Here is a 22,702-nt window from a genome sequence, read left to right on the forward strand (position 1 = left end):
TCAGTTCATCGACGGCCACAATCCGTCGGCGACCTTCAACGCCACCACGCTGGATTACGGTAACCTGAGCAATGCGTCCGGTCTGGGCAATGGCACCAACCTGCAGAATTTCCTGGGCGTGAACACCGCCACGGGCAATGGCACCAAGGCCAACTCACTATCGACGGATCCAGGCAACACCTCCGATGCCATCATCAAGATGAGCGGCTACCTCAACCTGGCGGCCGGTACCTATCAGTTCAGGGTGACGGCGGACGACGGATACAGTATCCGCATCAATGGCCAGGTGGTCGCCGAGTTCAACAACATCCAGTCGACCGGTACCGCTACCGGTAACTCGTTCACCATCACTGCGGCCCAGGCCGGCGCCCAGCAAATCGAGATCATCTACTGGGATCAGGGCGGCGACGCCCGTCTCAAGGTCGAAATCGGCCAGGGCGGCACCTACAAGGTCGTCGATTCGGACATGCTCTACCATGTGCCGGCGACGTCGAGCCTGGTGGTCGAGTCTGGCGATAGCCTGGACGATCGCCGGCAGCACCCTGCTCGGCAACGACACCGATCCGAATGGCGACACGCTGTCCATTATCAGCGTGCAGAACTCTGCCAATGGCACCGTCAGCCTGAGCAACGGCAACGTCATCTTCACGCCGAAGGAAGGCTTCTACGGGGACGCTACCTTCCAGTACACCATCAGCGATGGCAAAGGCGGCTCGGACACCGCCACCGCCACCCTGAAGGTGACCAAACCGGCTGACGTGATCCACCTGGCCGGCGACGGCGCCAACGACAATGGTGACAACACCATTCGCGGCGGCAACGGCAATGACGTGCTGCTTGGCGACACTGGCGGTACGCTGACCACCATCCAACCGGCGACCAACTACAACATCGCCTTGCTGGTCGATACCTCAGGCAGCATGCAGGGCGACCGCATGACGCTGACCAAGGACGCGCTGTCCAAGTTCGTGACAACCCTTGCCGGCCACGATGGTGTGATCAATATCGCGCTAGTCGGCTTTGCCGGGGAAGTGACCCTGAGCGTCAAGGTTTCCGAACTTCAGTCCGGTGCCAAGCTCGATGGCCTGCTGGCGGACATTCAGAAACTCACCGCCAACGGCGGCACCAACTATGAAAGCTCGTTCAAGGAGGCTTCCGCCTGGTTCGACGCCCAGAGTGCAGCGGGCAAGACTACCGCAGCGGGCTATGAAAACCTGACGTTCTTCCTCTCCGATGGCGACCCGACCTTCTACTACAACGGTAATACCACCACCGTCAGTGGCAATGGCTCGACGACCAACGATGAAGTGCTGCTCGGCTCCCTCGACACCTACAACGTGCTGGCTGGCAAGACCGCCGTTCACGCCATCGGCATCGGCAGTGGTGTCAGCGAGAAGAACCTCGCCCTGTTCGACAACACCACGGCAAGCATGGGCACCACCCGCCTCGCTTCGTCGGAAACGGTACTGGCGAACTTCAATGGCGGCTCCACTGGCTGGAACAACCTGAACACCTGGACGACCGAAGGGACAGGCAGCGGCAGCTCGGTCAGTACTCAGACGAGCAACGGCGGCGCCCTGAGAATTGTCGATACTACCGGCGGCAGCGCCACCAAGGCCTATACGCCGAGCATCACTATCGCCGAGGGTGGCTACAACAGCCTGAAATTCAACTACGCCACTGCCAGCACCGGCAACACCGACACCATGAGCTGGAAGCTGCAGCAGCAGGTCAACGGCGCTTGGGTCGACGTGCAGTCAGGCGGTGGTTTTACCAACAACACATGGACGACCGTGGAGACCTCTGGCGTCGGTGCTGGCACCTATCGCCTGGCGTTCAGTGTCGACGACAAGAGCAACAACTCCAACAGCGCGACCATGTGGATCGACAATATCGCACAGGTCAACTACACCACGGTGCCAGCCGGCAAAGCGGATATCGTCAACACCGCTGACGAGCTCACCGTGGCACTGCACGGCGGCTCCAATGCCTATATTCCGATCTCGGTCGGTAGCGACACCATCTACGGAGGCGATGGCAACGACATCATCTTCGGTGACGTCATCAATACCGATGCGCTGCCGTGGGGAGTCAATGGCAACCCGGTCAAGCCGGCCGAGTTGCAGAACGGAGCAGGCACCCATGCTCTGGAAGTTTTCCTGGAGCTGAAGAACGGCATCGCACCGACCAACTCCGATATGTACGACTACATCCGTGCCAACCACAAGACCTTCAACGTGGCGGGCGATACGCGTGGCGGATCAGATCACCTGTACGGCGGTGCCGGTAACGACATCCTCTACGGCCAGGGCGGTAACGACTTCCTGATCGGCGGAGCGGGCGACGATATCCTGTTCGGCGGCGCGGGTGCCGATACCTTCGTCTGGCAGAAAGGCGACTTCGGCAAGGATGTGATCAAGGACTTCAGCGTGGCCGAGGGCGACACCATCGACCTCAGTTCCCTGCTGCAGGATCACAGCAACAACCTGGACAGCTACCTGAAACTGGTAACGGACAACGGTAGCTCCACCCTGCTGATCAGCACCAAAGGCGAGTTCAGCAACGGCGATACCACCACACAACAGGTTGCCGCCAAAGCCGATGTGCAGATCGATCTGGGCCACGCCAGCCTGCCGAGCTACGACATCAACACCCTGATCGCCAACCACACGATCAAAGTCGATCCATGATAGGCCCAATGCCCCGCCACACTTCTGTGGCGGGGCGCTAAGCTGTAGACACAGGTTTATCGGGAGAAGGTGCGTGTTCTATATAAAACGTAACGCCGAAGGCGATCTGCAGCGTGTGCAGCCAGAGCCGTTCGAGGGAATGAACGGCGAGCTGCCGGCTGACAGCGAGGAGGCGCGTTCCTGGTTTTCCAATCAGAACGTGGAAAGCAGCCTGCTGCAGCTCAAGCAGAGCGACCTGGACATGATCCGCGTACTCGAGGATTTGATCGATCTGCTGATCAAGAAAGGCGTGGTGCGTATCACCGACCTGCCGGAAGCGGCCCAGAGTAAACTGCTGGGCCGTAGTCGTGCGCGCGATGCATTGGGCGGCGCGAACCGCCTGATCAACGAAGAGGAACGGGGCCTGATCTGATCACGCCCAGGCCGCAGGTTCGCTGAACAGACGACCCTGCACGCCACTGACGCCCATCGCCCGCAACACGTCCCACTCCCCGCGGGTTTCTACCCGTTCGGCGATCAATGGCAGATCGATGCTGTTGGCCGCTCGCTGCATGGCTTCGATGAACAAGCGCTTGTCGCTTTCCTGATCGATGCCGCGAATGAAGCTGCCATCCACCTTGAGGTAGGCCAGGCCCAACTTCGCCAGGTTGCCGATCATGCTGAAACGCCCGCCGAAATGCTGCAAACCAAGCTCGACTCCCAGGCTGCGTAGTTTGCGGGTGATCGCTTCGAGCTCTACCGGGCCCGGCAACTGCCCCTCGTCCAGCTCCAGAATCAGCCGGCCACTCACCGCCGGGTTGAGCCGCAAGCGCTCGTATACCTGCTGCAACGCCTGAGGATCGCGCACGGTAATGCCCGATAAGCTCAGCGCCACCTTGCCTTCGTGGTCGGGCAATTGCGCCAGCAGGGCGTCGAGCATCACCAGATCCAGGCGCGCGGTCCAACCGAAGCGCTCCAGCCAGGGCAGGAAGCGCCCTGCAGCGATGGTTTCACCCCGCTCGTCCTGCAGACGGGCAAGCACCTTGTTGTGCAACACCTGAGTCGGATCGGCAGCGCTGACCACCGGCTGCACGTACGGCAGGAAGCGCCCCTGCTCGAGAGCGTTATCCAGCAGGCTGTGCCAATCGTTGTGCTCGTCGCTGACAGTGGCTTGATGACGATGCTCGACGAACGCCCAGTGCTCGCGGTTCTGGCTGATCGCTTCGGCCAGAGCCGTATCCAGCGCGCTGTATAGCTCGCTGCTCGAAGCGCCTGCCGCGAAAGTGGTGATACCGATATGGGCCACCGGGAAACAGTCGCTGGCGCCGGTCTGCTGCAACGAGAGCAGGCCATTGCTCAGTTGTTCGGCCAGTTGCTCGGCCTCCTGGCGATCGATGCCGGCGGCCAGCAATGCGAACTCGCCACCGCGGTTACGCGCCAGCAGGAAACGACCTTGGCTTACGTGCTGCAACTGCTCGGCCACGGCCTTGAGTAGCTGGTATCCGTGCGCTGGCCACCGATGCGCTGATTGAGGCCGATCAGATCATTGACCCGCAGCAGGAATAGCACGCCGCTGCTGGCCCGCTCTTCGCCCGTCAGGCGGGCGTGCAGGTCGAGGTCGAAATAACGACGGTTGGCCAGCCCGGTCAGGCTGTCCTGATAGGCCTCGGCATGCAGCTTCTCGCTGCGCGAAGCCTCTTCGTCGAACAGTGCCTTGAGCTTTTCCACCATCTGGTTCATGGCGTTGACTACCCGGCGAAACTCCGGCGTGCGCGGCAGGTTGGGTGCACTGAGAAATTCCCGGCGAGCGATGGCGTTGGACTGCTCGACCATGTACTCCAGCGGGCGCAACTGACGCTTGAGCAGCAACACGCCGAGGCCGATGCACAGCAGGCTGATCAGCGCCAGCCACAGGAAGGTGGCATAGGCGGTCTGCCACAGCTTGGCGATGGCGAAGTAAGGATGGCTGATCACCTCGACCCGAGCCGCCTGGTTCCAGCCATCACTGACGATCGCGTCACCCTGGGCTGGAGCCAGATCCACCAGATTGGCGAACCACTGTGGCGCACCCACGCCGAGGTTCGCACCCGAGCGCTCGGTCAGCACCTTTTCGTCGGCACCGATCACGCGGATGCTCTCGAAATAGCCACTGTCGAAGATCGAGCTGACCATCAGCTCCAGCATCGCCGGATCGTCCAGATGCGAGCCAAGCGACAGGCCAAGTGCCGTCGCGGCGTCCTGGGCATGGGCGCGCAACTGATTGACCTGCTGCTCGCGCGAGCTCTCTACGTTGACCACGACGCTTCCGGCGAAACTCACCAGCATCAGTACGCAGATGGCTACACACAACTGCTTGAACAGTGACATGAACGACTCCTCGCTACGCCTCAGGGAAACCCTTCGGCACGCATCTTCTTCAACAAATCCTGCCAGCGCGAAAGGCGCTTGCTGTCTCCCACCTGCTTGCCGCCGGCTGGCCCTGGCACCCAGAGTCCTTCGGCATTGAAGGCATACACGGGCACCAGGTCACGGCGCTCGGTCGCCGGGTCGATGGCATCGATCAGGTTATCCAGCACCAGTGGCACGGAGGTGGGGGTCGGGTAATAGGTCAGTACCATGTGCGCCTGGTTCAAGCGCACCGCCTTGACGTAGGTGATGCGCAGCTTCTCGCTCGGCACACCCAGTTCACGCAGGCTGAAATACTTGGCGATGGCGTAATCTTCGCAATCGCCAGCACCGCGCATCAGGGCCTCGACTGGCGTCGCCCAATAATCCGCAACGCCCCAGATTTCCTGGTCATCGCGAAAGCGCAGTTGCAGATTGAAAAACCGGTTGATGGCCTTGAGTTGCTCGGCCTCGCTGGCGTTACGCTGCTCGTCGAGCAAACGTTGCCAGGCGTCAATGCGGGGTTTGCCGGCGCCCAGGGGGCCATAGAGTTGCTCGGCACGTGCGGCGATACGCTGGAAATCCCACTGCGCTTGCAACCCGCCAGGCGCCAGAAACAAGGCGAGCAAAAACGCCACCAGCACGGGCCAGCGGTAACGGATTGAGAGAGAGCCAGAACCGCCGATGGCCACGACAATGCTTCCAGACAAGCAACAGCGTCATGGTGCGGTGCAGGAGGGCAAAAAACAATCGCCAGATGCCACTACAGGAAACGAACAACTGATGCGCTGCAGAGCGCATCAGTTGAGGTCAGGTGGAGGGAGAATCAGCGTTCGCGGTTCCAGCCGCCGCCCTGAATGCGCTGGATACGTTGAGGCGCTTCGCGCTGTTGCCACTGCAGCGGCGCGGAGCGATGCCGCTGTTGCTGCTGATAGTGATGGCGCTGCCCTTCCCAACCCGGGCGTGGTGACGGGCGGTAGTCACCGCGATTGCGGTCGTGGCGGTTCTGGTAGCGCGGATCATAGCGCTCGGGTTGGTTGAAATAGCGCGGCGGTGGAGGCGGCGCATAATGCCGTGGCGGCGAATAGCGACGGTCATAACGGCTGTCGTAGCGACGATCCTCGTAGACATACACACGCGGCGCCCCATAAACCTGGGAACGCTGTACGTGAGCACCGGGGTAGTACTGACGATCATAATCTCGATAACCACCGCCATAGCCGCTGTCGCCGTAGACGGCACAACCGGTTAGCGAGAAACCCAACAACGCAACGAGCATGGATTTACGGATCATGGGGCGGCCTCCTTCGACCGCGAAACGCACATCGGCGGCTGCCGATGCCGGGAGTGTTCCCAATCCATCAGACAACCCGGCGCCAGCCGAATCCGCTCCGCTCGTCGGTGAGTCGCTACAAATGATTTCAGCAGCACTCGGTGAACGCACTGAAAGTGCGCGCCGAAACCGCGCAGCCAGCACCGAACGCGCACCATCAACGCGCAACGTATTTTCCTGAAAATGCACACAGCCCCACGCTAGACGGCTCGCCACAGCCTGGCACGATCCTCGCTTAATGACCTTCGTGCAGGAAAGTCCCAGGCAGCGGCCCGGGATAGCGGCATCACAATTTGCAATAGCCGACTAGGGTTCCGGTTCGCCAATCAGCAGGCGAATGACTGGTCCGAGAGTTGGCGACCTCCTCGAGGGGTTACACGGCGGGACAAAAGCCCGGGAGAACGCGCCCCCAGCGATGGGAGATGCCGCGCACTCCTGCTCCGCCCTTTCTCGAACTGGAGGTCTCCATGCGCAAGCCCCGTCTTTTCTCCGTTCTCGCCGCTGGTCTCGCGGCTGCCATTTCCCTCAACAGCCAGGCTGCCCAGAAGGACAGCTTCAGCGTGTGCTGGACCATCTATGCCGGCTGGATGCCCTGGGAGTACGGTGCCACCCAAGGCATCGTCGACAAGTGGGCGAAGAAATACGGCATCGACATCGATGTCGTGCAGATCAACGACTACGTCGAATCGATCAACCAATACAGCGCCGGCCAATTCGACGGCTGCACCATGACCAACATGGACGCCCTGACCATCCCCGCCGCAGGCGGCGTGGACAGCACGGCGTTGATCGTCGGCGACTTCTCCAACGGCAACGACGGCGTGGTGCTCAAGGGCGAAAAGAAAACCCTGGGCGACCTCAAGGGCCAGAACGTCAATCTGGTCGAGCTTTCGGTATCGCACTACCTGCTCGCCCGTGGCCTGGAAAAAGCCGGCCTCAGCGAACGCGACCTGAAAGTGGTGAACACCTCGGACGCCGACATCGTCGCCGCCTTCACCACCCCGGACGTCACTGCCGTCACCACCTGGAATCCGCTGCTCGCCGAGATCGAAGCCACGCCCGGCGTGACCAAGGTGTTCGACTCCAGCCAGATCCCCGGCGAAATCATCGACCTGATGGTGGTCAACAGCGACACCCTCAAGGACAACCCTGCCCTCGGCAAGGCGCTGACCGGCGCCTGGTACGAAATCATGGCAACCATGAGCGATAGTGGCGCGGCTGGGCAGGCTGCCCGTGAGCATATGGCCAAGGCGTCCGGCACCGATCTCAAAGGGTACGAAGCACAGCTCGCCGCCACCAAGATGTTCTACAGCGCCAAGGATGCCGTGGCGTTCGCCAAGAGCCCACGCCTGCCAGAAACCATGAGCAAGGTCGCCGCGTTCTCCTTCGACCACGGCTTGCTCGGCGAGGGCGCGCAGAGCGCCGATGCGATCGGTATGGCCTTCGCCAACGACGTGAGCACCGGCGACCAGGGCAACCTCAAGCTGCGCTTCGATACGACCTACATGCAGATGGCCGCCGACGGCCAGCTCTGAAGCAGGACTGAGCGTGCCCTCGCTAGGCGTGGGCACGAACCTCGAGACGCGACCGCAGACCCCGAGACTTCTATGCGCCTGATCAACCGACATCCCGACAGGGCCGGCCGATTGCTGCTGGTGTTGCTGCCCTTCGCACTGCTGCTGTTCGCCTATTTCATGGGCTCGGCGCAGCGCCTGGCGGAGAACCCCAACGACAAGCTGCTACCCAGCGCCAGCCAGATGATCGCCGCCGTCGACCGCCTGGCCTTCACCGAAGACAAGCGCACCGGTGGCTATGCCTTCTGGCAAGACACCGCGTCGAGCCTGACGCGTCTCGGCATGGGCATCGGCATCGCGGCGCTGGTCGGTCTTTGTCTGGGCATCGCCGCCGGCATCCTGCCACTGCTGCGGGCGCCGCTATCACCGCTGCTCACCGTGCTGTCGATGGTGCCGCCGCTGGCGATATTGCCGATCCTGTTCATCGTCTTCGGCCTGGGCGAACTGTCCAAGGTGATGCTGATCGTCATCGGCATCACCCCGATCCTGGCCCGCGACCTGGAACAGCGCGCCCGGGAAATTCCTCAGGAACTGCTGATCAAGGCCCAGACCCTCGGCGCCAGCACCTGGACGCTGATCCTGCGGGTCGTGCTGCCACAGCTGCTGCCGCGCCTGCTGATCGCGCTGCGCCTGGTGCTGGGCTCCGCCTGGCTGTTCCTGATCGCTGCCGAAGCCATCGCCAGTACCGATGGCCTGGGTTACCGCATCTTCCTCGTGCGCCGCTACATGGCGATGGACGTGATCCTGCCCTACGTGGTGTGGATCACCTTACTCGCCTGGCTGATGGATCTCGGCCTGCGTCAGCTGACGCGGCTGTGCTTTCCCTGGTACGAGGGGGCCAAAGCATGAGCTTCATTGAAGTGAAAAATGTCTGGCAGACCTATGGCGACCAGATCGTTCTGGAGCGCTTGAACCTGTCCATCGCCGAGGGCGAGTTCTGCACCCTGGTCGGCGCGTCCGGCTGCGGCAAGTCGACCTTCCTGCGTCTGCTGCTGGGCCAGGAGCGGCCGAGCAAGGGCGAGATCCTGCTGGGTGGCGAGCCACTCGTGGGCGAGCCGGATGCCAGCCGTGGAGTGGTGTTCCAGCGCTATTCGGTGTTCCCGCACCTGAGCGTGCTAGACAACGTCGCCATCGGCCTGGAACTGCCGCGCGCGCCATTCCTCGGTCGCCTGTTCGGCGCGGCCAAGCGCGACGCTCGCGAGCAGGCGGCGGCGATCCTCGGCAAGGTCGGCCTCAGCCATGCCCTGGGCAAGTACCCCAGCCAGCTCTCCGGCGGCATGCAGCAACGCCTGGCGATTGCCCAGGCGCTGATCATGAAGCCGCGCGTGCTGCTGCTCGACGAACCCTTCGGCGCCCTCGACCCGGGCATCCGCAAGGACATGCACGCCCTGCTGCTGGAGCTGTGGCGCGAAACCGGGCTGACGGTGTTCATGGTCACCCACGATCTCGCCGAAGGCTTCAGCCTCGGCACCCGCCTGATGGTGTTCGACAAGACCCGTATCGACCCGCACGCACCGAATGCCTTTGGCGCGCGCATCACCTACGACATCCCCCTGAATAGCGATCGCAAAAGCGCCATCGCGTCACTGCCGGCGCATCTTGCCCCGGCCCTGTAAGGAGACTGCCATGACTGCTGCCCTCACCCTTCGCCCTACCCTCTACGAGGAAACCGTCCCTGGCGGCGGGCACACCTCGTTCGTGCTCAAGCGCGGCCAGTTGCTGCGCATCACCGACCTCGAAGGCGGCGCCAACGTCAGCCTGCTGCTGTTCAACGCCATGGAGAAAAGCGAGCGACTCAACCTGCCCGACACCCTCAAGGGCCAGCACACCGCCAAACTCACCGCGGGTCACTGCCTGTACTCGGACATGGGCCGCGTGCTCGCGGCGATCACCGCCGACACCTGTGGCTGGCATGACAGTTTCGGTGGCGTGCTCTCGGCTGATGAGGTGAGCGAGAAGTACGGCCAGGGGCGCTATCAGGAACTGCGCAACGGGTTCTTCCGCAACGGCGTGGACAACCTGCTGGTGGAAATGGGCAAGTGGAACCTCAACCTGCAAGACCTGTTGATGACCCTCAACCTGTTCAGCAAGGTCAGCGCCGATGCCGACGGCGCCTTCCGCTTTCACGGCGACAACAGCCAGGCCGGTGACTACATCGAGCTGTATGCACCCATGGACACCCTGGTGGTGCTCACCGCCCTGCAACACCCGATGGATCCCAACCCGCAGTACGCGCCCAAGCCGGTGCAGCTGAGCTGGAGCAAGGTGGAGAGCGACGGCATCAGCGTGCTCTGCCGTACCTCGCGCCCGGAAAACGGCCGCGCCTTCCACAACACCGAACGCCAATACCTCTGAGGGTGCCGACATGAGCCTGATCGAAAGCAACCTGCATCCCGAGACCGCCGTATTCCGCCATACCATCGCGGCGGGCGAACCCTACCTGTTCGAGGTCAAGGCCGGGCAGACCCTGCGCCTGCACGACCTGGAAGGCAACCAGGCCATCGACACGCTGTTCTACAGCGCCCGCAACCCGCGTGAGCGCTTCGACCCGCAGCGCACCCTGCGCAAGCAGAACAACGTCTACCTGACTGCCGGCACGGTGCTCTATTCCAACCTCGGCAACCCGCTGCTGACCATCGTCGCCGACACCTGTGGCCGCCACGACACCCTCGGCGGCGCCTGTGCCCAGGAGAGCAATACCGTGCGCTACGCCCTGGACAAGCGCTTCATGCACAGCTGCCGCGACAATTTCCTGCGCGCCAGCCTGCACGACGGCCGCCTGGAGAAGCGCGACATCGGCGCCAACATCAACTTCTTCATGAACGTGCCGGTCACCCCGGACGGCGGCCTGACCTTCGAAGACGGCATCTCCGCACCCGGCAAATACGTCGAGCTGCGCGCCGAGACCGATGTGATCGTACTGATCTCCAACTGCCCGCAGCTCAACAACCCCTGCAACGGCTGGAACCCGACGCCTGCGGAGGTGCTGGTATGGGAATGATCAGACGCTGGTTGTTCGCCCTGTGCCAGAGCAGGAGTGGGCAGGTGCTGCAACCTACGCCCCGAGACAAAACACCGGCCTCCTAACAAACGAAATCCTTTGTGGGAGGGGCTTCAGCCGCGACGCTCTTGACCTTGAAAACATCGCGGCTAAAGCCCCTTCCACGGGAACCGAGTGAGGCCAAAAAGAATTCCCCACCCCGGACGACCGTGGTGCAGACCCAATACCGGCGGGACGGCCCGCCACGTTCAACGAGGCCGGAGCGAAGCGTCGCGAGCGAACATCAGGCAAGGCGGCAGCCAGTGAGAAAGCGGAGTTTGCTGTAGCAAATGAGCATTTCGAACTGGCTGCCAACGCCGCGTGATGGAGCGCAGCAGCTTCGAACGGCCTCGGGAGCCGATATGTTCGAAAAACTTCTGATCGCCAACCGCGGCGCCATTGCCTGCCGCATCCTGCGTACCCTGCGCGCGCTCGACGTCAAAGGCGTCGCCGTCTACTCCGAAGCGGACGTGGCCAGCCTGCACATCCAGCAGGCCGACGAAACCTTCTCCCTCGGCGACGGCCCTGCCGCACACACCTATCTGGTGGTCGACAAGATCCTCGCGGCCGCCAAGGCCAGTGGCGCCAGGGCGATCCACCCCGGCTACGGCTTCCTCTCCGAAAACGCCGCCTTCGCCGAGGCCTGCGAAGCGGCCGGCATCGCCTTCGTCGGCCCCACGCCCGAGCAACTGCGCGTTTTCGGCCTCAAGCACACCGCCCGCGCACTGGCCAAACAACACGGCGTGCCCATGCTCGAAGGTACCGAGCTGCTGGAAAACCTCGCCGCTGCACTGGTAGCCGGCGAGCAGGTCGGCTATCCGGTGATGCTCAAGAGCACCGCTGGCGGCGGCGGCATCGGCATGCGTGTGTGCCGTTCGGCGGAGGAGCTGAGCGAGGCCTTCGAAACGGTGAGGCGCCTCGGGCAGAACAACTTCAGCGACAGCGGCGTGTTCATCGAGAAGTACATCCAGCGTGCCCGCCACCTGGAAGTGCAGGTATTCGGCGATGGCCAGGGCAATGTGCTCGCCCTCGGCGTGCGCGACTGCTCGGTGCAGCGGCGCAACCAGAAAGTGCTGGAAGAAACCCCGGCACCCAACCTGCCAGCCGGCATGGCCGATGAGCTCTGCGCGGCGGCGATCAAACTGGCCAAGGCGGTCAGCTACCGTAGCGCCGGCACCGTCGAGTTCGTCTACGACAGCGAGGCCGAGCACTTCTACTTCCTTGAAGTGAACACCCGCCTGCAGGTCGAGCACGGTGTCACCGAACAGGTATGGGGCGTTGACCTGGTGCGCTGGATGATCGAGCTGGCAGCCGGCGATCTGCCGCCTCTGCATGAGCTGGCAGAGGGCCTGAGCCCCCGCGGCCATGCCATCCAGGCGCGGCTGTATGCCGAAGATCCCGGTCGTGACTTCCAGCCCAGCCCTGGCCTGCTTACCGCCGTGCAGTTTCCGCCTGCCGACGGCCAGTCGCTGCGCATCGACACTTGGGTCGAAGCGGGCTGCGAGATTCCACCCTACTTCGACCCGATGATCGCCAAGCTGATCGCCTGGGCGCCAACCCGAGACCAAGCCAGCAGTGCACTTGACGCCGCCCTGGGCGAATCGCTGCTGTACGGCGTGGAGTCGAACCGCGACTACCTGCGCCAGATCCTCGCCGACACACCCTTCGCCAGCGGCTCGCCCTGGACACGTTGCCTGGAAAATCTGATCTATCAGGCCAGCACCTTCGAGGTGCTTTCCGCCGGAACTCAGACCACCGTCCAGGACTTTCCCGGTCGCCTCGGCTACTGGGCAGTCGGCGTGCCGCCGTCCGGGCCGATGGACAGCCGCGCCCTGCGCCTGGGCAATTGCCTGCTCGGCAACCCGGAAGGCGCCGCCGGCCTGGAAATCACCATGAGCGGCCCGACCCTGCGCTTCAACATCGACGCGCTGGTGGCGGTCACCGGCGCGCAGATTCCGCTCAGCGTCGATGGCGTGGCCCAGCCCTTGAACACCACCCTGCTGATCAGCGCCGGCAGCACCCTCGCCCTGGGCACCATCGCCGGTGCCGGTGCGCGCAGCTACCTGAGCGTACGTGGCGGTATTCAGGTGCCGGACTACCTGGGCAGCAAGAGCACCTTTACCCTCGGCCAGTTCGGTGGCCACGCGGGCCGTGCCCTGCGTGCCGGAGACGTGCTGCACCTGCCGCTGCTCGACACCACGCAAGCCGGCGCGAAACTACCAGGCGAGCTCTGCACTGTCCTGCCCGTCGTGCGCGAAATCCGTGTGATCTACGGCCCTCACGGCGCACCGGAATACTTCACCCCAGCCTACATCGACACCTTCCTCGGCACCGACTGGGAAGTGCACTTCAACTCCAGCCGAACCGGCGTGCGGCTGATCGGCCCCAAGCCGGAATGGGTACGCGAGAGTGGCGGCGAAGCGGGCCTGCATCCATCCAACATCCACGATAATCCCTACGCCATCGGCGCAGTGGATTTCACCGGCGACATGCCCGTGATCCTCGGCCCCGACGGCCCCAGCCTTGGTGGTTTCGTCTGCCCGGTGACGATCATCGAAGCCGACCTCTGGCAGCTCGGCCAACTCAAGGCCGGCGACAAGGTGCGCTTCGTGCCGGTGGATATCGCCACGGCGCGGGAGCTGGCGAAAGCAGCCAATCTGGAGTGCGCTGACCTCGGTAGGAGCCGGCTTGCCGGCGATCAACTGTCTCCCCTGATCGCTGGCAAGCCAGCTCCTACGGAAAAGCTCGCGTCTCCCATCATTCTGGATATCGGCCGGGACGACACGCGGCTGGTCGCACGCCTCTCTGGCGACACGCACCTGCTGCTGGAAATCGGCCAGCCCGAGCTGGATCTGGTGCTGCGTTTCCGTGGCCATGCGCTGATGCAGGCACTGCAGGCCAAGGACATCGCCGGGGTGATCGACCTGACGCCCGGCATCCGTTCCCTGCAGGTGCACTACCAGCCGGAAACTCTGCCGTTGCAGCACCTGCTCGATACCGTCGCTGGCGAGTGGGACGCTGTGTGCGCCACCGGCGACCTCAAGGTGCCGTCGCGCATCGTTCATCTGCCACTGTCCTGGGATGACCCGGCCTGCCAGTTGGCCATCGACAAGTACATGACCACCGTACGCAAGGACGCGCCCTGGTGCCCGAGTAACCTGGAATTCATCCGCCGCATCAACGACCTGCCCAACCTCGACGAAGTGCATCGCACGGTGTTCGATGCCAGCTACCTGGTGATGGGCCTGGGCGACGTCTACCTCGGTGCACCGGTGGCCACGCCGCTCGACCCGCGCCACCGCCTGGTCACCACCAAGTACAACCCCGCGCGTACCTGGACGGCCGAAAACTCGGTGGGTATCGGCGGCGCCTACATGTGCGTGTACGGCATGGAGGGCCCCGGCGGTTACCAGTTCGTCGGCCGTACCCTGCAGATGTGGAACCGCTACCGTGAAGTCGCCGCCTTCGACGGCAAACCCTGGCTGCTGCGTTTCTTCGACCAGATCCGCTTCTACCCGGTCAGCCCGGACGAGCTGCTGCGCATTCGCCGCGACTTCCCCCTGGGCCGCTTCGACCTGCGCATCGAACACAGCGAGCTGGCCCTGGCCGACTATCAACGCTTCCTCACGGACGAAGCAGACGGCATCGCCGCCTTCCGCGACCAGCAACGCAGCGCCTTTGCCGCCGAGCGCCAGCGCTGGATCGACTCCGGCCAGGCGCACTTCGAAAGTGACGAAGGCGTGGCCGAGCCCAGCGAAAACGCGCCATTGGGCGCCGGCCAGCACAGCGTCGACAGCCACATCGCCGGCAATCTCTGGCAAGTTCAGGTCGAGGAAGGCGCCCACGTCCAGGCGGGCGATGTGCTGGTCATCCTCGAATCCATGAAAATGGAAATCCCCCTGCTCGCGCCCTTCGCCGGCGTGGTCAGAGACATCCACGTACAACCCGGCTCGCCCGTGCGGGCCGGCCAGCGTGTGGCGGTCATCGAGGCTGCAGCCCATACGGGTTGAGTAAAGGCGCAAGCCAGGAGGAGCGAAAGCGCCGTCTTCGCTCCTCCTGGCTTGCGCCTGAGCGGCACCACGCCTAGCATTGCGGCACTCACCAAGAAGCCAGCACGATGCCATCACCGTCACCCAAAACTGCCAGCCCACGCTCGCTGGTGTTTCTGCTCCTCGTTCTGCTCGGCTGCGGTTTCATCGCCACCTCGCTGGCCAGCTATTACGCGGCCCTCGATTCGATACGCGACAACATCGTCAACACCGAGCTGCCGCTGACCTCGGACAACGTCTATTCGGAAATCCAGAAGGATCTGGTGCGCCCCATCCTCATCTCCTCGATGATGTCCCGCGATACTTTCCTGCGTGACTGGGTGCTCGGCGGCGAGCAGAACCTTGAGCCCATGACCCGCTACCTGCAGGAAGTGCAAAGCCATTACGGCACCGTCACCAGCTTCTTCGTCTCCGAACACAGCAAGACCTACTACCAGGCCAAAGGCGTGCTGAAGCAGATCGACGAACAGGCCAGCCGTGATGCTTGGTACTACCGCCTGCGCGACATGAAGGAGCCCTACGAGATCAATGTCGATATCGACATGGCCAACGAGGACCGCATGACGGTGTTCATCAACTACAAGGTCTTCGACTACCAGCACCGTTTCATCGGTGCCACCGGCGTCGGCCTGACCGTGGACGCAGTGGTGCAACTGATCGACCAGTACCAACAGCGCTACGACCGCAGCGTGTACTTCGTCGACACCAACGGGCGCATCGTGCTGACCGGCGCCAGCGGCGGCCCCATGGGCGCGCGCATCGGTGACCAGCTGAGCGAGGTGGAGGGCCTCGAAGACCTGCACGGCAAGCTGCCGCACCCGCAGAGCGGCGACTTCTTCTACCAGGAACATGGCCGCGGTCACTTCCTCAACGTGCGCTTCATTCCCGAGCTGGACTGGTACCTGTTCGTCGACAAACACGAGACCGGCGCCGTGGCCGGCATTCGTCAGTCGCTGTACCTCAACCTGCTGATCTGCGGCGTGGTCACCCTGATCGTGCTGGTGTTGGTGACGCTGGTACTGCGCCGCTACCAGGCGCGCATCACCGCACTGGCGACCACCGACTCGCTGACCGAACTGCCCAACCGCCGCGGCTTCGAACTGTTGGCCAACCAGGCCATTCAGGAAGCGCGGCGCAGCCAGAGCACGCTGTGCGCCCTGCTCTTCGACCTCGATGGCTTCAAGCAGCTCAACGACAGCCACGGCCACCTGGCTGGCGATGCCGTGCTGCGCGGCTTCGCTCGCCACCTGCAGCAGAACCTGCGCCAATCCGACATCATCTGCCGCTGGGGCGGCGAGGAATTCATCCTGCTGCTCAAGGACACCGCCCTCGACGCTGCGCGCCAGCTGGGCGAGAAGATCCGCCAGCAGACCGCCAGCAGCAACTTCGAATTCGCCGGCCAGCACCTGCATACCTCCACCAGCATCGGCCTGGCGACCCTGCAGGAAGGCGACGACTTGCAGGCACTGATCGCCCGCGCCGACCGCGCGCTGTATCGGGCCAAACAGGCCGGGCGCAACCGCATGTGCGAAGAAACCCAGTGAACACCAGCCTCTGCCCCGCCTGTGGCCAGCTCAACCGCTGCGCCCAGGCCGACAGCGACTCTGAAGTCAGCCACTGCTGGTGCTTCGAGGTGAAGGTCGAACCGCAGGCGCTGCGCGACTTGCCGCCCGAAGCACTGGATCGCGCCTGCCTGTGCCCGCGTTGTGCCCAGGCCCTGCCTGCGGAAAACAGCTGAGCGGCCCATGCGCATCGACCGCCTGCTCAGCAACCTGCCACGCTTCAACCGCCAGCACGCCCGCCTGCTGCTCGCCGAAGGGCGGGTTCGGATCGACGGCCAGGTCTGCCGCGACAGCCGCGCCGAGGTACGTGACTTCCAGCGCGTGGAGCTCGATGACGAGGTTCTCCAGGCCGGCAAGGCGGCGCGCTATTTCATGCTGCACAAACCGGTCGGCGTGGTCAGCGCCACCAGCCACCCGGAACACCGCACCGTGCTCGACCTGCTGGACGAGCCCGACAAGCACGAGCTGCACCTCGCCGGGCGCCTCGACCTCAACACCAGCGGCCTGCTGCTGATCACCAACGACGGCCTCTGGTCGCGTCGCGCCACCGCCCCCGACGGCAGCCACGCCAAGGTCTATAAGGTGGAAACCGAGCAGGTCATCGACCCGGCAGCCATCGAGGTGTTCGCCAACGGCCTGTACTTCGCCTTTGAGGACCTGACCACCCGCCCTGCCTTGCTGGAGATCGAAGCGCCGCACCGCGCCAGGCTGACCCTGCACGAAGGTCGCTACCACCAGATCAAGCGCATGTTCGGGCACTTCCAGAACAAAGTCATCGGCCTGCACCGCGAGAGCCTTGGCGCCATCGAACTCGACCCTGCCCTGCCGCCGGGCGCCTACCGGCCACTCACTCAGGCGGAAATCGACAGCGTCTGATCAACGACGGGACGGCTAATCCAAGTCCTGACCGTCTGGCTTATAAACAACAAGATTCTCCTGGCTGACATCGGCCTGTCATGCCGTGGCGCTTTCCTATGCATTCGACGTGTACGGCTAACGGCATCGCCGTCAGCCCCATTCATCCTTGCGCCAGGAGGAATCCCCATGAAGCCAGCAACCGCTGTCGTCAATGTCCACGGGACGTACAAGGTACACACCGAATTCCACACCAACCCCGCAGCCAGCAAGACCATCATCCTGGTCAACGGCTCGCTGTCGACGACGGCCTCCTTCGCGCAAACGGTCAAATACCTCGGCACCCAGTTCAACGTGGTGCTCTTCGATCAGCCCTACGCGGGCCGCTCCAAAGCACACAACCGCAACGACCACTGCATCAGCAAGGAAGACGAAGCGGCCATCCTGATGGACCTCATCGACCACTACCAGGCGCAGTACCTGATGGCCTTTTCCTGGGGCGGCATAGCCAGCATGCTCGCCCTCTGCGAACGCCCGAGCAGCCTGGAAAAAGCCGTGTTCGCCTCGTTCTCGCCAGTGCTCAATGCGCCCATGCTCGGTTACCTGGGCCGTGCCCTGGCGTGCCTGAACCAGCAAGACAGCGACAAGGTCGGCCACCTGGTCAACGACACCATCGGCAAATACCTGCCCTCGCTGTTCAAGCGCTACAACCACAAACACATCAGCAGCCTGAGCCACCACGAATACCGGCAGATGACCGCGCACATCCGGCAGGTACTACGCATGCAGGCCCACTGCCACACGGATCGCCTCGGCCGCATCGACATCCCGCTGCTGTTCATCAACGGCGAACACGACGAATACACCAGCACCACCGACGCCCGCCTGTTCGCCCGGCACATCCACGACTGCCAGTTCGCCACCGTCGACAACGCCGGCCACTTCATCGACATGGAACACAAAGGCGCCTGGCTGCATACCCAAAACGCCCTGCTCGGCTTTCTGCAAGGCAGCACCGCCGGCAGCCGGCGCTACGCCCGCTACCCAGATCTGCAGCACGCCATGGCCGTATGAGCAGCACAAAACAAAGCCCGCATACCGCTTCAGGGAGATTTCTGGCCGACGCGGGCTTCATTTCGCAGGCGACTTCCGGTATAAAGGCGCACGCAAAAGCGGGCTTCGTATAATGGCATTACCTGAGCTTCCCAAGCTCATGACGAGGGTTCGATTCCCTTAGCCCGCTCCAGATCGCACACATCGAAGCCCTGCTCTTGCGGGGCTTTTTTGTATCTGGTGTTTGGGATTCTCATGCGCTAGATTCGCTGGGCCAGTGGCCTGAAAAACTGAAGGCGTCACTCGCCATGAATTAAATAAATCTGTCCCCTTTTCCTAGCCCGCTCCAGATCAGAAACACTAAAGCCCTGTTTTTACAGGGCTTTTTTGTGTCTGGAATTTAGCAGTTAGATAGGTAGCCGCAGTTCAAGCAGGAATTTTTACCAAGTGCTCTTAGGCTCAGGAAAGCGCCGGACGTAGCTGAAAGGGCTACGGAGCCCAAGCAAAAGGTACTGTACCTGTCGCTTAATTGAAGCAAGCAGTTGACTGATAGCCAGTTGATACCAGAATATATCAAAAGGAAAAGGTGACAGATTTATTTTAAATCCCACACCGAGGCAGGCGGGCGAAATAAAAATAAATCAATTCGTCCCACTGTGCTCTTAACACTTCAACTAGTAGCAGTGCTTTAGGATTCTCAAGGATGATAAAAAGCAAGGACACCGATCCGAAAGCCTTTGAACGATACTTCAAAGATATCGTTAAACTTCATTATTCGCCTGCCAATTATAGAGACGTGCCTGATAATCAAGGTGGAGATTTCGGCATTGAATGCTACACGATATCCGGCCATGCATTTCAATGTTATCTGCCAGAGCAAACAACAGACATAGCTAAACTGGTTGCTGCTCAGAAAGCAAAAATAAATAAAGACACCAAAAAGCTATCAGACAAAAAAGATAAGCTAGAGCGCCTTTTTGGCTCAACAAAGATATGTAGATGGATACTCGCGACATCTGCACACAAATCAGCTGAGATAACGGCATTTTGCGCACAAAAATCACTAGAAATAAGAAACCTAGGCCTGAATTATATTGATAGCGACTTTCAAGTATTAATCCACACCGAAGAAGACTACAAACTTGAAGCAGAAGCTTTAAGCAAGCAAGCATATCAGCTTAATATTGACTTTGAAAAACACAGCGCAGAAAAGGTAGAGAGCTGGATAGATACGAATCTCACTTTCCTGAGCAAGCTGGACAAAAAACTGCCAAAAATAATCGGCGATGAAGAAAAGGTTAAAAGAATAAAAAACGACCTAGTCAATAAATATCTAGACTATCAGAACCTTTTAAATAGACTCTTGCAGGACTGGGCAGACATATACGAAATTATCGTAACCTCAGTTCAACACAGGCAAAACTATTTAGAAACTCGCTTCTTGGTCTCGCCAGACTTGCTCCCCAACGAAGTTATAAAGCAGGAACTACAGAAGCTCGACGACGACTTATCCAGAGAAATACGCACACTAAAAAGAACTGATATAGAGCTTATCAAATGGGGAGTTGTTTCTGACTGGCTAATCCGCTGCCCGTTGGATTTCTAATGAAACTAGAAGAACTCCTAAACAGTCCGTTCTCTTTCCAGCAAAGGAAAGCTTTCACTCCATGTGAAACACGACCTTTATGGAAATGTTCTCTGGTAGTGTTAATCGTTGGCCTAGTTGGCCGGGACAAACGATGCTCGCTAAAGAAAATCCATACAGCAAACTGGCTGACTAAATCTCCATATCACCTTAAAGAAATCATAGACTGGTCACAATCGGAACTATTGTTTGCTCCGAATATTAGGCTTGACCCGTTCGTCGACCGAGCTATCGAGCTAATAGCTGCTTCTGGTTATGCATGTAAATCGGATGGGAAAATTGAGTTGACTCCCAAAGGAAAAGATTTTTTCGAGCAGTTGGTGGCAGATAAAGAAGTAATGGAGCAAGAAAAAACTGCCCTCAAAGCTTCAAAAAAACACCTCTCTGAAGCAGCGGTCGAACGGATTTTTAAGGCGTACTAAGCCATGCTAGAAATAACAAGATTAAAAATTATCGCAAAGACTTCGGCTGGTGACTTCGGAGTCGACATTCCATTCAAGAATGGTCTCTTTATCCTTAGAGTCGAAAACACTCACGGAAAGTCAACTTGCATGAACGCCATAGCCTATGCATTGGGCATGGAAAGAGCATTGGGATTAGCAGATGCAAAAGTACCATTCCCTCCATCTCTCACTAAAGAGATAGAAGATGAGAATGGAATTGAGCTGCCAGTTATATCATCTATGGTATTTCTGGAGATATCGAACAGCAAAGGTTCAATAGCTACCATTAAGCGGCAGGTTCTGGGGGTTACTGAGGACAATGTAGCATTTGTATATCCCACCGAAATGGATAGAATCAATGAAACCTTAAGCCAGAAACTATTCCTACACAGAGAAGGCGATACCACTAGGGCGCTGGGATTTTACTATTGGCTTAGTAAATTCGTAGGCTGGGAATTACCCATAGTCCCTAGACTTGATGGTAGAGAGGCAAACCTATACCCAGCCGTATTTTTTCCAACATGGTTCGTTGAGCAAAAAAAAGGGTGGACATCTATACAAGCCACAACGCCTTTTTTCCTAAAAATAAAGGAGGCAAAGAAACGCTCCATTGAATTCATGTTAAGTCTAGAAACGAATGAAATCGTAAATAAAAAATTTAAAATAAAGACTGCATTGGACGATATTAACTACGCCTGGAAATTTTGTAAAAAAAGTTTATCAACGGCTGCGGCAAAAATTGGAGGCGAGATCAGCGGCGTGCCTGATGCGCCGGAGGTGAACTTCGACCCTTTTAAGATTGACATAGGGGTTAAACATAAAGAAAAGTGGAGATCAATACAGTTTTTAAAAAGTGAAACTGAGGCCGAGCTCGACATCTTTATAAAAAAGCTTAAGGAAACTGTTTCCGCAGCAACAGAAGACCATGCAATAAACGATAGAATTGACACCTGCAAAGCTGAACTAAAAGAACTTTCCTACAGTTCAAATCGCATCGAAGAAGATATCAGCTATTGTAATCAGCAAATAAATTCAACCGACATCAGAATAAACACATTAAAAGAAGACCAGCGAAAATACGAAGACCTTACAAAAATAGGTCAACTTGAAATAATTGCTGGAAGTGAATTAGAAATTAACACATGTCCAACTTGCACCCAAAACATTTCTGAGAACCTCGCAAATCTAAGTAATACGTCGCCACTCATGTCTCTTGATGAAAGCCTTGAATACATAAAAGAGCAGGGAAAAGTATTCAAGAGCGTTAAGAGTGGCTTGATACAACAAAAAAGTTTAAAAGAGGCAGAGTGCAACAAAATAAATATACAAATCACAAAACTCATTGAGGAAATCAATAGATTACAGAAGAACATTCTTCCTTTTGATAGCTTAGTAATGGAAGAAAACTTACGCAAAAAGATAGACTTTGAAAACCTCATAAAGACATATGCCGATGGCATCTCAGCTATCATGCAGGCAAGGTTAGAGTTGGACTCTCACTTAAAGAACTACAAGTCCCTGATCGAGCAAAGAAGAAAACTACCTCAGAATATACTTTCGACAACAGACAGCCACAAGCTAAACACGCTGCGATCAAATGTAGTTTCATTACTATCAAGCTTTGGCTTTTCAAGCTTCAAGCCCGATTTAATTCGTATATCTGAAGAAACCTACCTACCCACTCGGGATGGCTTCGACCTCGGCTTTGATACGTCAGCAAGTGACGGAATCAGAATCATCTGGAGCTATCTGATAGGACTATTTCAGGTAGGATGCGAATTCAATACGAACCATCCGCGTATATTGATTTTTGATGAACCACGCCAGCAGGAAGCGAAGAAAGTAAGTTTTACTGCTTTATTAAAAGCAGCCTCTATTGCCAGTAATGGGAAAGGGCAAATTATCTTGGCTACGTCCGAGGATGAAGATGCATTAGTTATGGCGCTTGAAGGCAGTCCACATACCCTGTATTCATTCCCGCCAGAAGATGGAAAAATACTGCGTAAGTTATAAATGGAGCGCATATATCTGGAAATTTCCGTGTCGAAAGCACTTCAAGGAAAAGCGGATTAAAGCGTGTAGAGGTCGCGTCCA

The 22,702-nt window shown here is 59.4% G+C and carries 17 protein-coding genes, 1 tRNA gene, 1 pseudogene and 1 riboswitch; of the genes and pseudogenes, 16 read left to right on the forward strand and 3 right to left on the reverse strand.

The features are described 5' to 3' along the window. The first annotated feature begins 476 nt into the window (after positions 1 to 476). Together K5Q02_RS22145 and K5Q02_RS22150 are read left to right on the forward strand one after the other, a co-directional pair. Positions 477 to 2,690 carry a cadherin-like domain-containing protein gene (locus K5Q02_RS22145; protein WP_225834347.1) on the forward strand — a complete coding sequence of 738 codons (2,214 nt, stop codon included), beginning with the start codon at positions 477 to 479 and terminating at the stop codon, positions 2,688 to 2,690. Between the two features lie 73 nt (positions 2,691 to 2,763). Then, positions 2,764 to 3,102 carry a tryptophan synthase subunit beta gene (locus tag K5Q02_RS22150; RefSeq protein WP_225834349.1) on the forward strand — a complete coding sequence of 113 codons (339 nt, stop codon included), beginning with the start codon at positions 2,764 to 2,766 and terminating at the stop codon, positions 3,100 to 3,102. Here the strand turns inward: K5Q02_RS22150 and lapD are convergent. From lapD to K5Q02_RS22165, 3 genes and pseudogenes are all read right to left on the reverse strand, one after another. After that, positions 3,103 to 5,036: pseudogene (gene lapD / locus K5Q02_RS22155) on the reverse strand (cyclic di-GMP receptor LapD). It abuts the gene before it with no gap. 20 nt (positions 5,037 to 5,056) lie between these two features. Beyond that, the gene (gene lapG, locus K5Q02_RS22160; RefSeq protein WP_442964023.1) at positions 5,057 to 5,692 is read right to left on the reverse strand and encodes a cysteine protease LapG; all 636 of its coding nucleotides are present in this window, start codon (positions 5,690 to 5,692) and stop codon (positions 5,057 to 5,059) included. 188 nt (positions 5,693 to 5,880) lie between these two features. Next, the gene (locus tag K5Q02_RS22165; protein WP_225834351.1) at positions 5,881 to 6,348 is read right to left on the reverse strand and encodes a hypothetical protein; all 468 of its coding nucleotides are present in this window, start codon (positions 6,346 to 6,348) and stop codon (positions 5,881 to 5,883) included. A gap of 334 nt (positions 6,349 to 6,682) precedes the next feature. Then, positions 6,683 to 6,789, forward strand: a riboswitch (guanidine-I (ykkC/yxkD leader). A gap of 65 nt (positions 6,790 to 6,854) precedes the next feature. On the opposite strand from K5Q02_RS22165, the gene K5Q02_RS22170 reads away from it, so the two are divergent. The 14 genes from K5Q02_RS22170 to K5Q02_RS22235 all read left to right on the forward strand — a co-directional run bounded on the left by K5Q02_RS22170 (position 6,855) and on the right by K5Q02_RS22235 (position 22,621). Then, complete coding sequence (locus K5Q02_RS22170; protein ID WP_225834352.1) at positions 6,855 to 7,922, forward strand: putative urea ABC transporter substrate-binding protein; 1,068 nt, start codon at positions 6,855 to 6,857, stop codon at positions 7,920 to 7,922. 72 nt (positions 7,923 to 7,994) lie between these two features. Continuing rightward, positions 7,995 to 8,810, forward strand: a complete 816-nt coding sequence (locus tag K5Q02_RS22175; RefSeq protein ID WP_042555334.1) for an ABC transporter permease — start codon at positions 7,995 to 7,997, stop codon at positions 8,808 to 8,810. Beyond that, positions 8,807 to 9,577, forward strand: coding sequence for an ABC transporter ATP-binding protein (locus K5Q02_RS22180; protein WP_225834354.1), 771 nt, complete (start codon positions 8,807 to 8,809; stop codon positions 9,575 to 9,577). The genes K5Q02_RS22175 and K5Q02_RS22180 overlap by 4 nt, the downstream gene beginning before the upstream one ends. Before the next feature lie 10 nt (positions 9,578 to 9,587). Continuing rightward, positions 9,588 to 10,316: an urea amidolyase associated protein UAAP1 gene (locus tag K5Q02_RS22185; RefSeq protein WP_225834362.1), complete on the forward strand. Its 729-nt coding sequence runs from the start codon at positions 9,588 to 9,590 to the stop codon at positions 10,314 to 10,316. 10 nt (positions 10,317 to 10,326) lie between these two features. Beyond that, complete coding sequence (locus K5Q02_RS22190; protein ID WP_225834363.1) at positions 10,327 to 10,962, forward strand: urea amidolyase associated protein UAAP2; 636 nt, start codon at positions 10,327 to 10,329, stop codon at positions 10,960 to 10,962. Positions 10,963 to 11,363: 401 nt separating this feature from the next. Continuing rightward, positions 11,364 to 15,011, forward strand: a complete 3,648-nt coding sequence (gene uca, locus K5Q02_RS22195; RefSeq protein WP_225834365.1) for an urea carboxylase — start codon at positions 11,364 to 11,366, stop codon at positions 15,009 to 15,011. 107 nt (positions 15,012 to 15,118) lie between these two features. Continuing rightward, positions 15,119 to 16,594, forward strand: coding sequence for a sensor domain-containing diguanylate cyclase (locus tag K5Q02_RS22200; RefSeq protein WP_225834367.1), 1,476 nt, complete (start codon positions 15,119 to 15,121; stop codon positions 16,592 to 16,594). Continuing rightward, a complete protein-coding gene (locus K5Q02_RS22205) occupies positions 16,591 to 16,788 on the forward strand; it encodes a cysteine-rich CWC family protein (protein WP_225834369.1) in 198 nt (65 codons plus the stop codon). The genes K5Q02_RS22200 and K5Q02_RS22205 overlap by 4 nt, the downstream gene beginning before the upstream one ends. Positions 16,789 to 16,795: 7 nt before the next feature. Next, on the forward strand, positions 16,796 to 17,488 hold the full coding sequence (locus K5Q02_RS22210; protein WP_225834370.1) for a pseudouridine synthase: 693 nt from the start codon (positions 16,796 to 16,798) through the stop codon (positions 17,486 to 17,488). Between the two features lie 168 nt (positions 17,489 to 17,656). Then, the gene (locus K5Q02_RS22215) at positions 17,657 to 18,541 is read left to right on the forward strand and encodes an alpha/beta fold hydrolase (RefSeq protein ID WP_225834372.1); all 885 of its coding nucleotides are present in this window, start codon (positions 17,657 to 17,659) and stop codon (positions 18,539 to 18,541) included. Between the two features lie 98 nt (positions 18,542 to 18,639). Continuing rightward, positions 18,640 to 18,713, forward strand: a tRNA-Gly gene (locus tag K5Q02_RS22220). Between the two features lie 510 nt (positions 18,714 to 19,223). Next, entirely contained in the window at positions 19,224 to 20,126 is a 903-nt protein-coding gene (locus K5Q02_RS22225) for a hypothetical protein (protein WP_225834374.1), read from the forward strand. Next, entirely contained in the window at positions 20,126 to 20,587 is a 462-nt protein-coding gene (locus tag K5Q02_RS22230; protein WP_225834376.1) for a hypothetical protein, read from the forward strand. The genes K5Q02_RS22225 and K5Q02_RS22230 overlap by 1 nt, the downstream gene beginning before the upstream one ends. A gap of 3 nt (positions 20,588 to 20,590) precedes the next feature. After that, on the forward strand, positions 20,591 to 22,621 hold the full coding sequence (locus K5Q02_RS22235; protein ID WP_225834378.1) for a hypothetical protein: 2,031 nt from the start codon (positions 20,591 to 20,593) through the stop codon (positions 22,619 to 22,621). Positions 22,622 to 22,702 lie beyond the last annotated feature (81 nt).

Origin of the sequence: Pseudomonas sp. MM211 (assembly GCF_020386635.1) — a bacterium.
In the GTDB taxonomy this organism is placed as follows: domain Bacteria; phylum Pseudomonadota; class Gammaproteobacteria; order Pseudomonadales; family Pseudomonadaceae; genus Aquipseudomonas.

What these genes read in the sequence shown, in the direction of transcription:
- K5Q02_RS22145 (WP_225834347.1), top strand. Translation starts at nt 477, where the DNA reads ATGTGCCGGCGACGTCGAGCCTGGTGGTCGAGTCTGGCGATAGCCTGG.
- K5Q02_RS22165 (WP_225834351.1), bottom strand. Translation starts at nt 6,348, where the DNA reads ATGATCCGTAAATCCATGCTCGTTGCGTTGTTGGGTTTCTCGCTAACC.
- K5Q02_RS22170 (WP_225834352.1), top strand. Translation starts at nt 6,855, where the DNA reads ATGCGCAAGCCCCGTCTTTTCTCCGTTCTCGCCGCTGGTCTCGCGGCT.
- K5Q02_RS22175 (WP_042555334.1), top strand. Translation starts at nt 7,995, where the DNA reads ATGCGCCTGATCAACCGACATCCCGACAGGGCCGGCCGATTGCTGCTG.
- K5Q02_RS22180 (WP_225834354.1), top strand. Translation starts at nt 8,807, where the DNA reads ATGAGCTTCATTGAAGTGAAAAATGTCTGGCAGACCTATGGCGACCAG.
- K5Q02_RS22185 (WP_225834362.1), top strand. Translation starts at nt 9,588, where the DNA reads ATGACTGCTGCCCTCACCCTTCGCCCTACCCTCTACGAGGAAACCGTC.
- K5Q02_RS22190 (WP_225834363.1), top strand. Translation starts at nt 10,327, where the DNA reads ATGAGCCTGATCGAAAGCAACCTGCATCCCGAGACCGCCGTATTCCGC.
- uca (WP_225834365.1), top strand. Translation starts at nt 11,364, where the DNA reads ATGTTCGAAAAACTTCTGATCGCCAACCGCGGCGCCATTGCCTGCCGC.
- K5Q02_RS22200 (WP_225834367.1), top strand. Translation starts at nt 15,119, where the DNA reads ATGCCATCACCGTCACCCAAAACTGCCAGCCCACGCTCGCTGGTGTTT.
- K5Q02_RS22210 (WP_225834370.1), top strand. Translation starts at nt 16,796, where the DNA reads ATGCGCATCGACCGCCTGCTCAGCAACCTGCCACGCTTCAACCGCCAG.
- K5Q02_RS22215 (WP_225834372.1), top strand. Translation starts at nt 17,657, where the DNA reads ATGAAGCCAGCAACCGCTGTCGTCAATGTCCACGGGACGTACAAGGTA.
- K5Q02_RS22225 (WP_225834374.1), top strand. Translation starts at nt 19,224, where the DNA reads ATGATAAAAAGCAAGGACACCGATCCGAAAGCCTTTGAACGATACTTC.
- K5Q02_RS22230 (WP_225834376.1), top strand. Translation starts at nt 20,126, where the DNA reads ATGAAACTAGAAGAACTCCTAAACAGTCCGTTCTCTTTCCAGCAAAGG.
- K5Q02_RS22235 (WP_225834378.1), top strand. Translation starts at nt 20,591, where the DNA reads ATGCTAGAAATAACAAGATTAAAAATTATCGCAAAGACTTCGGCTGGT.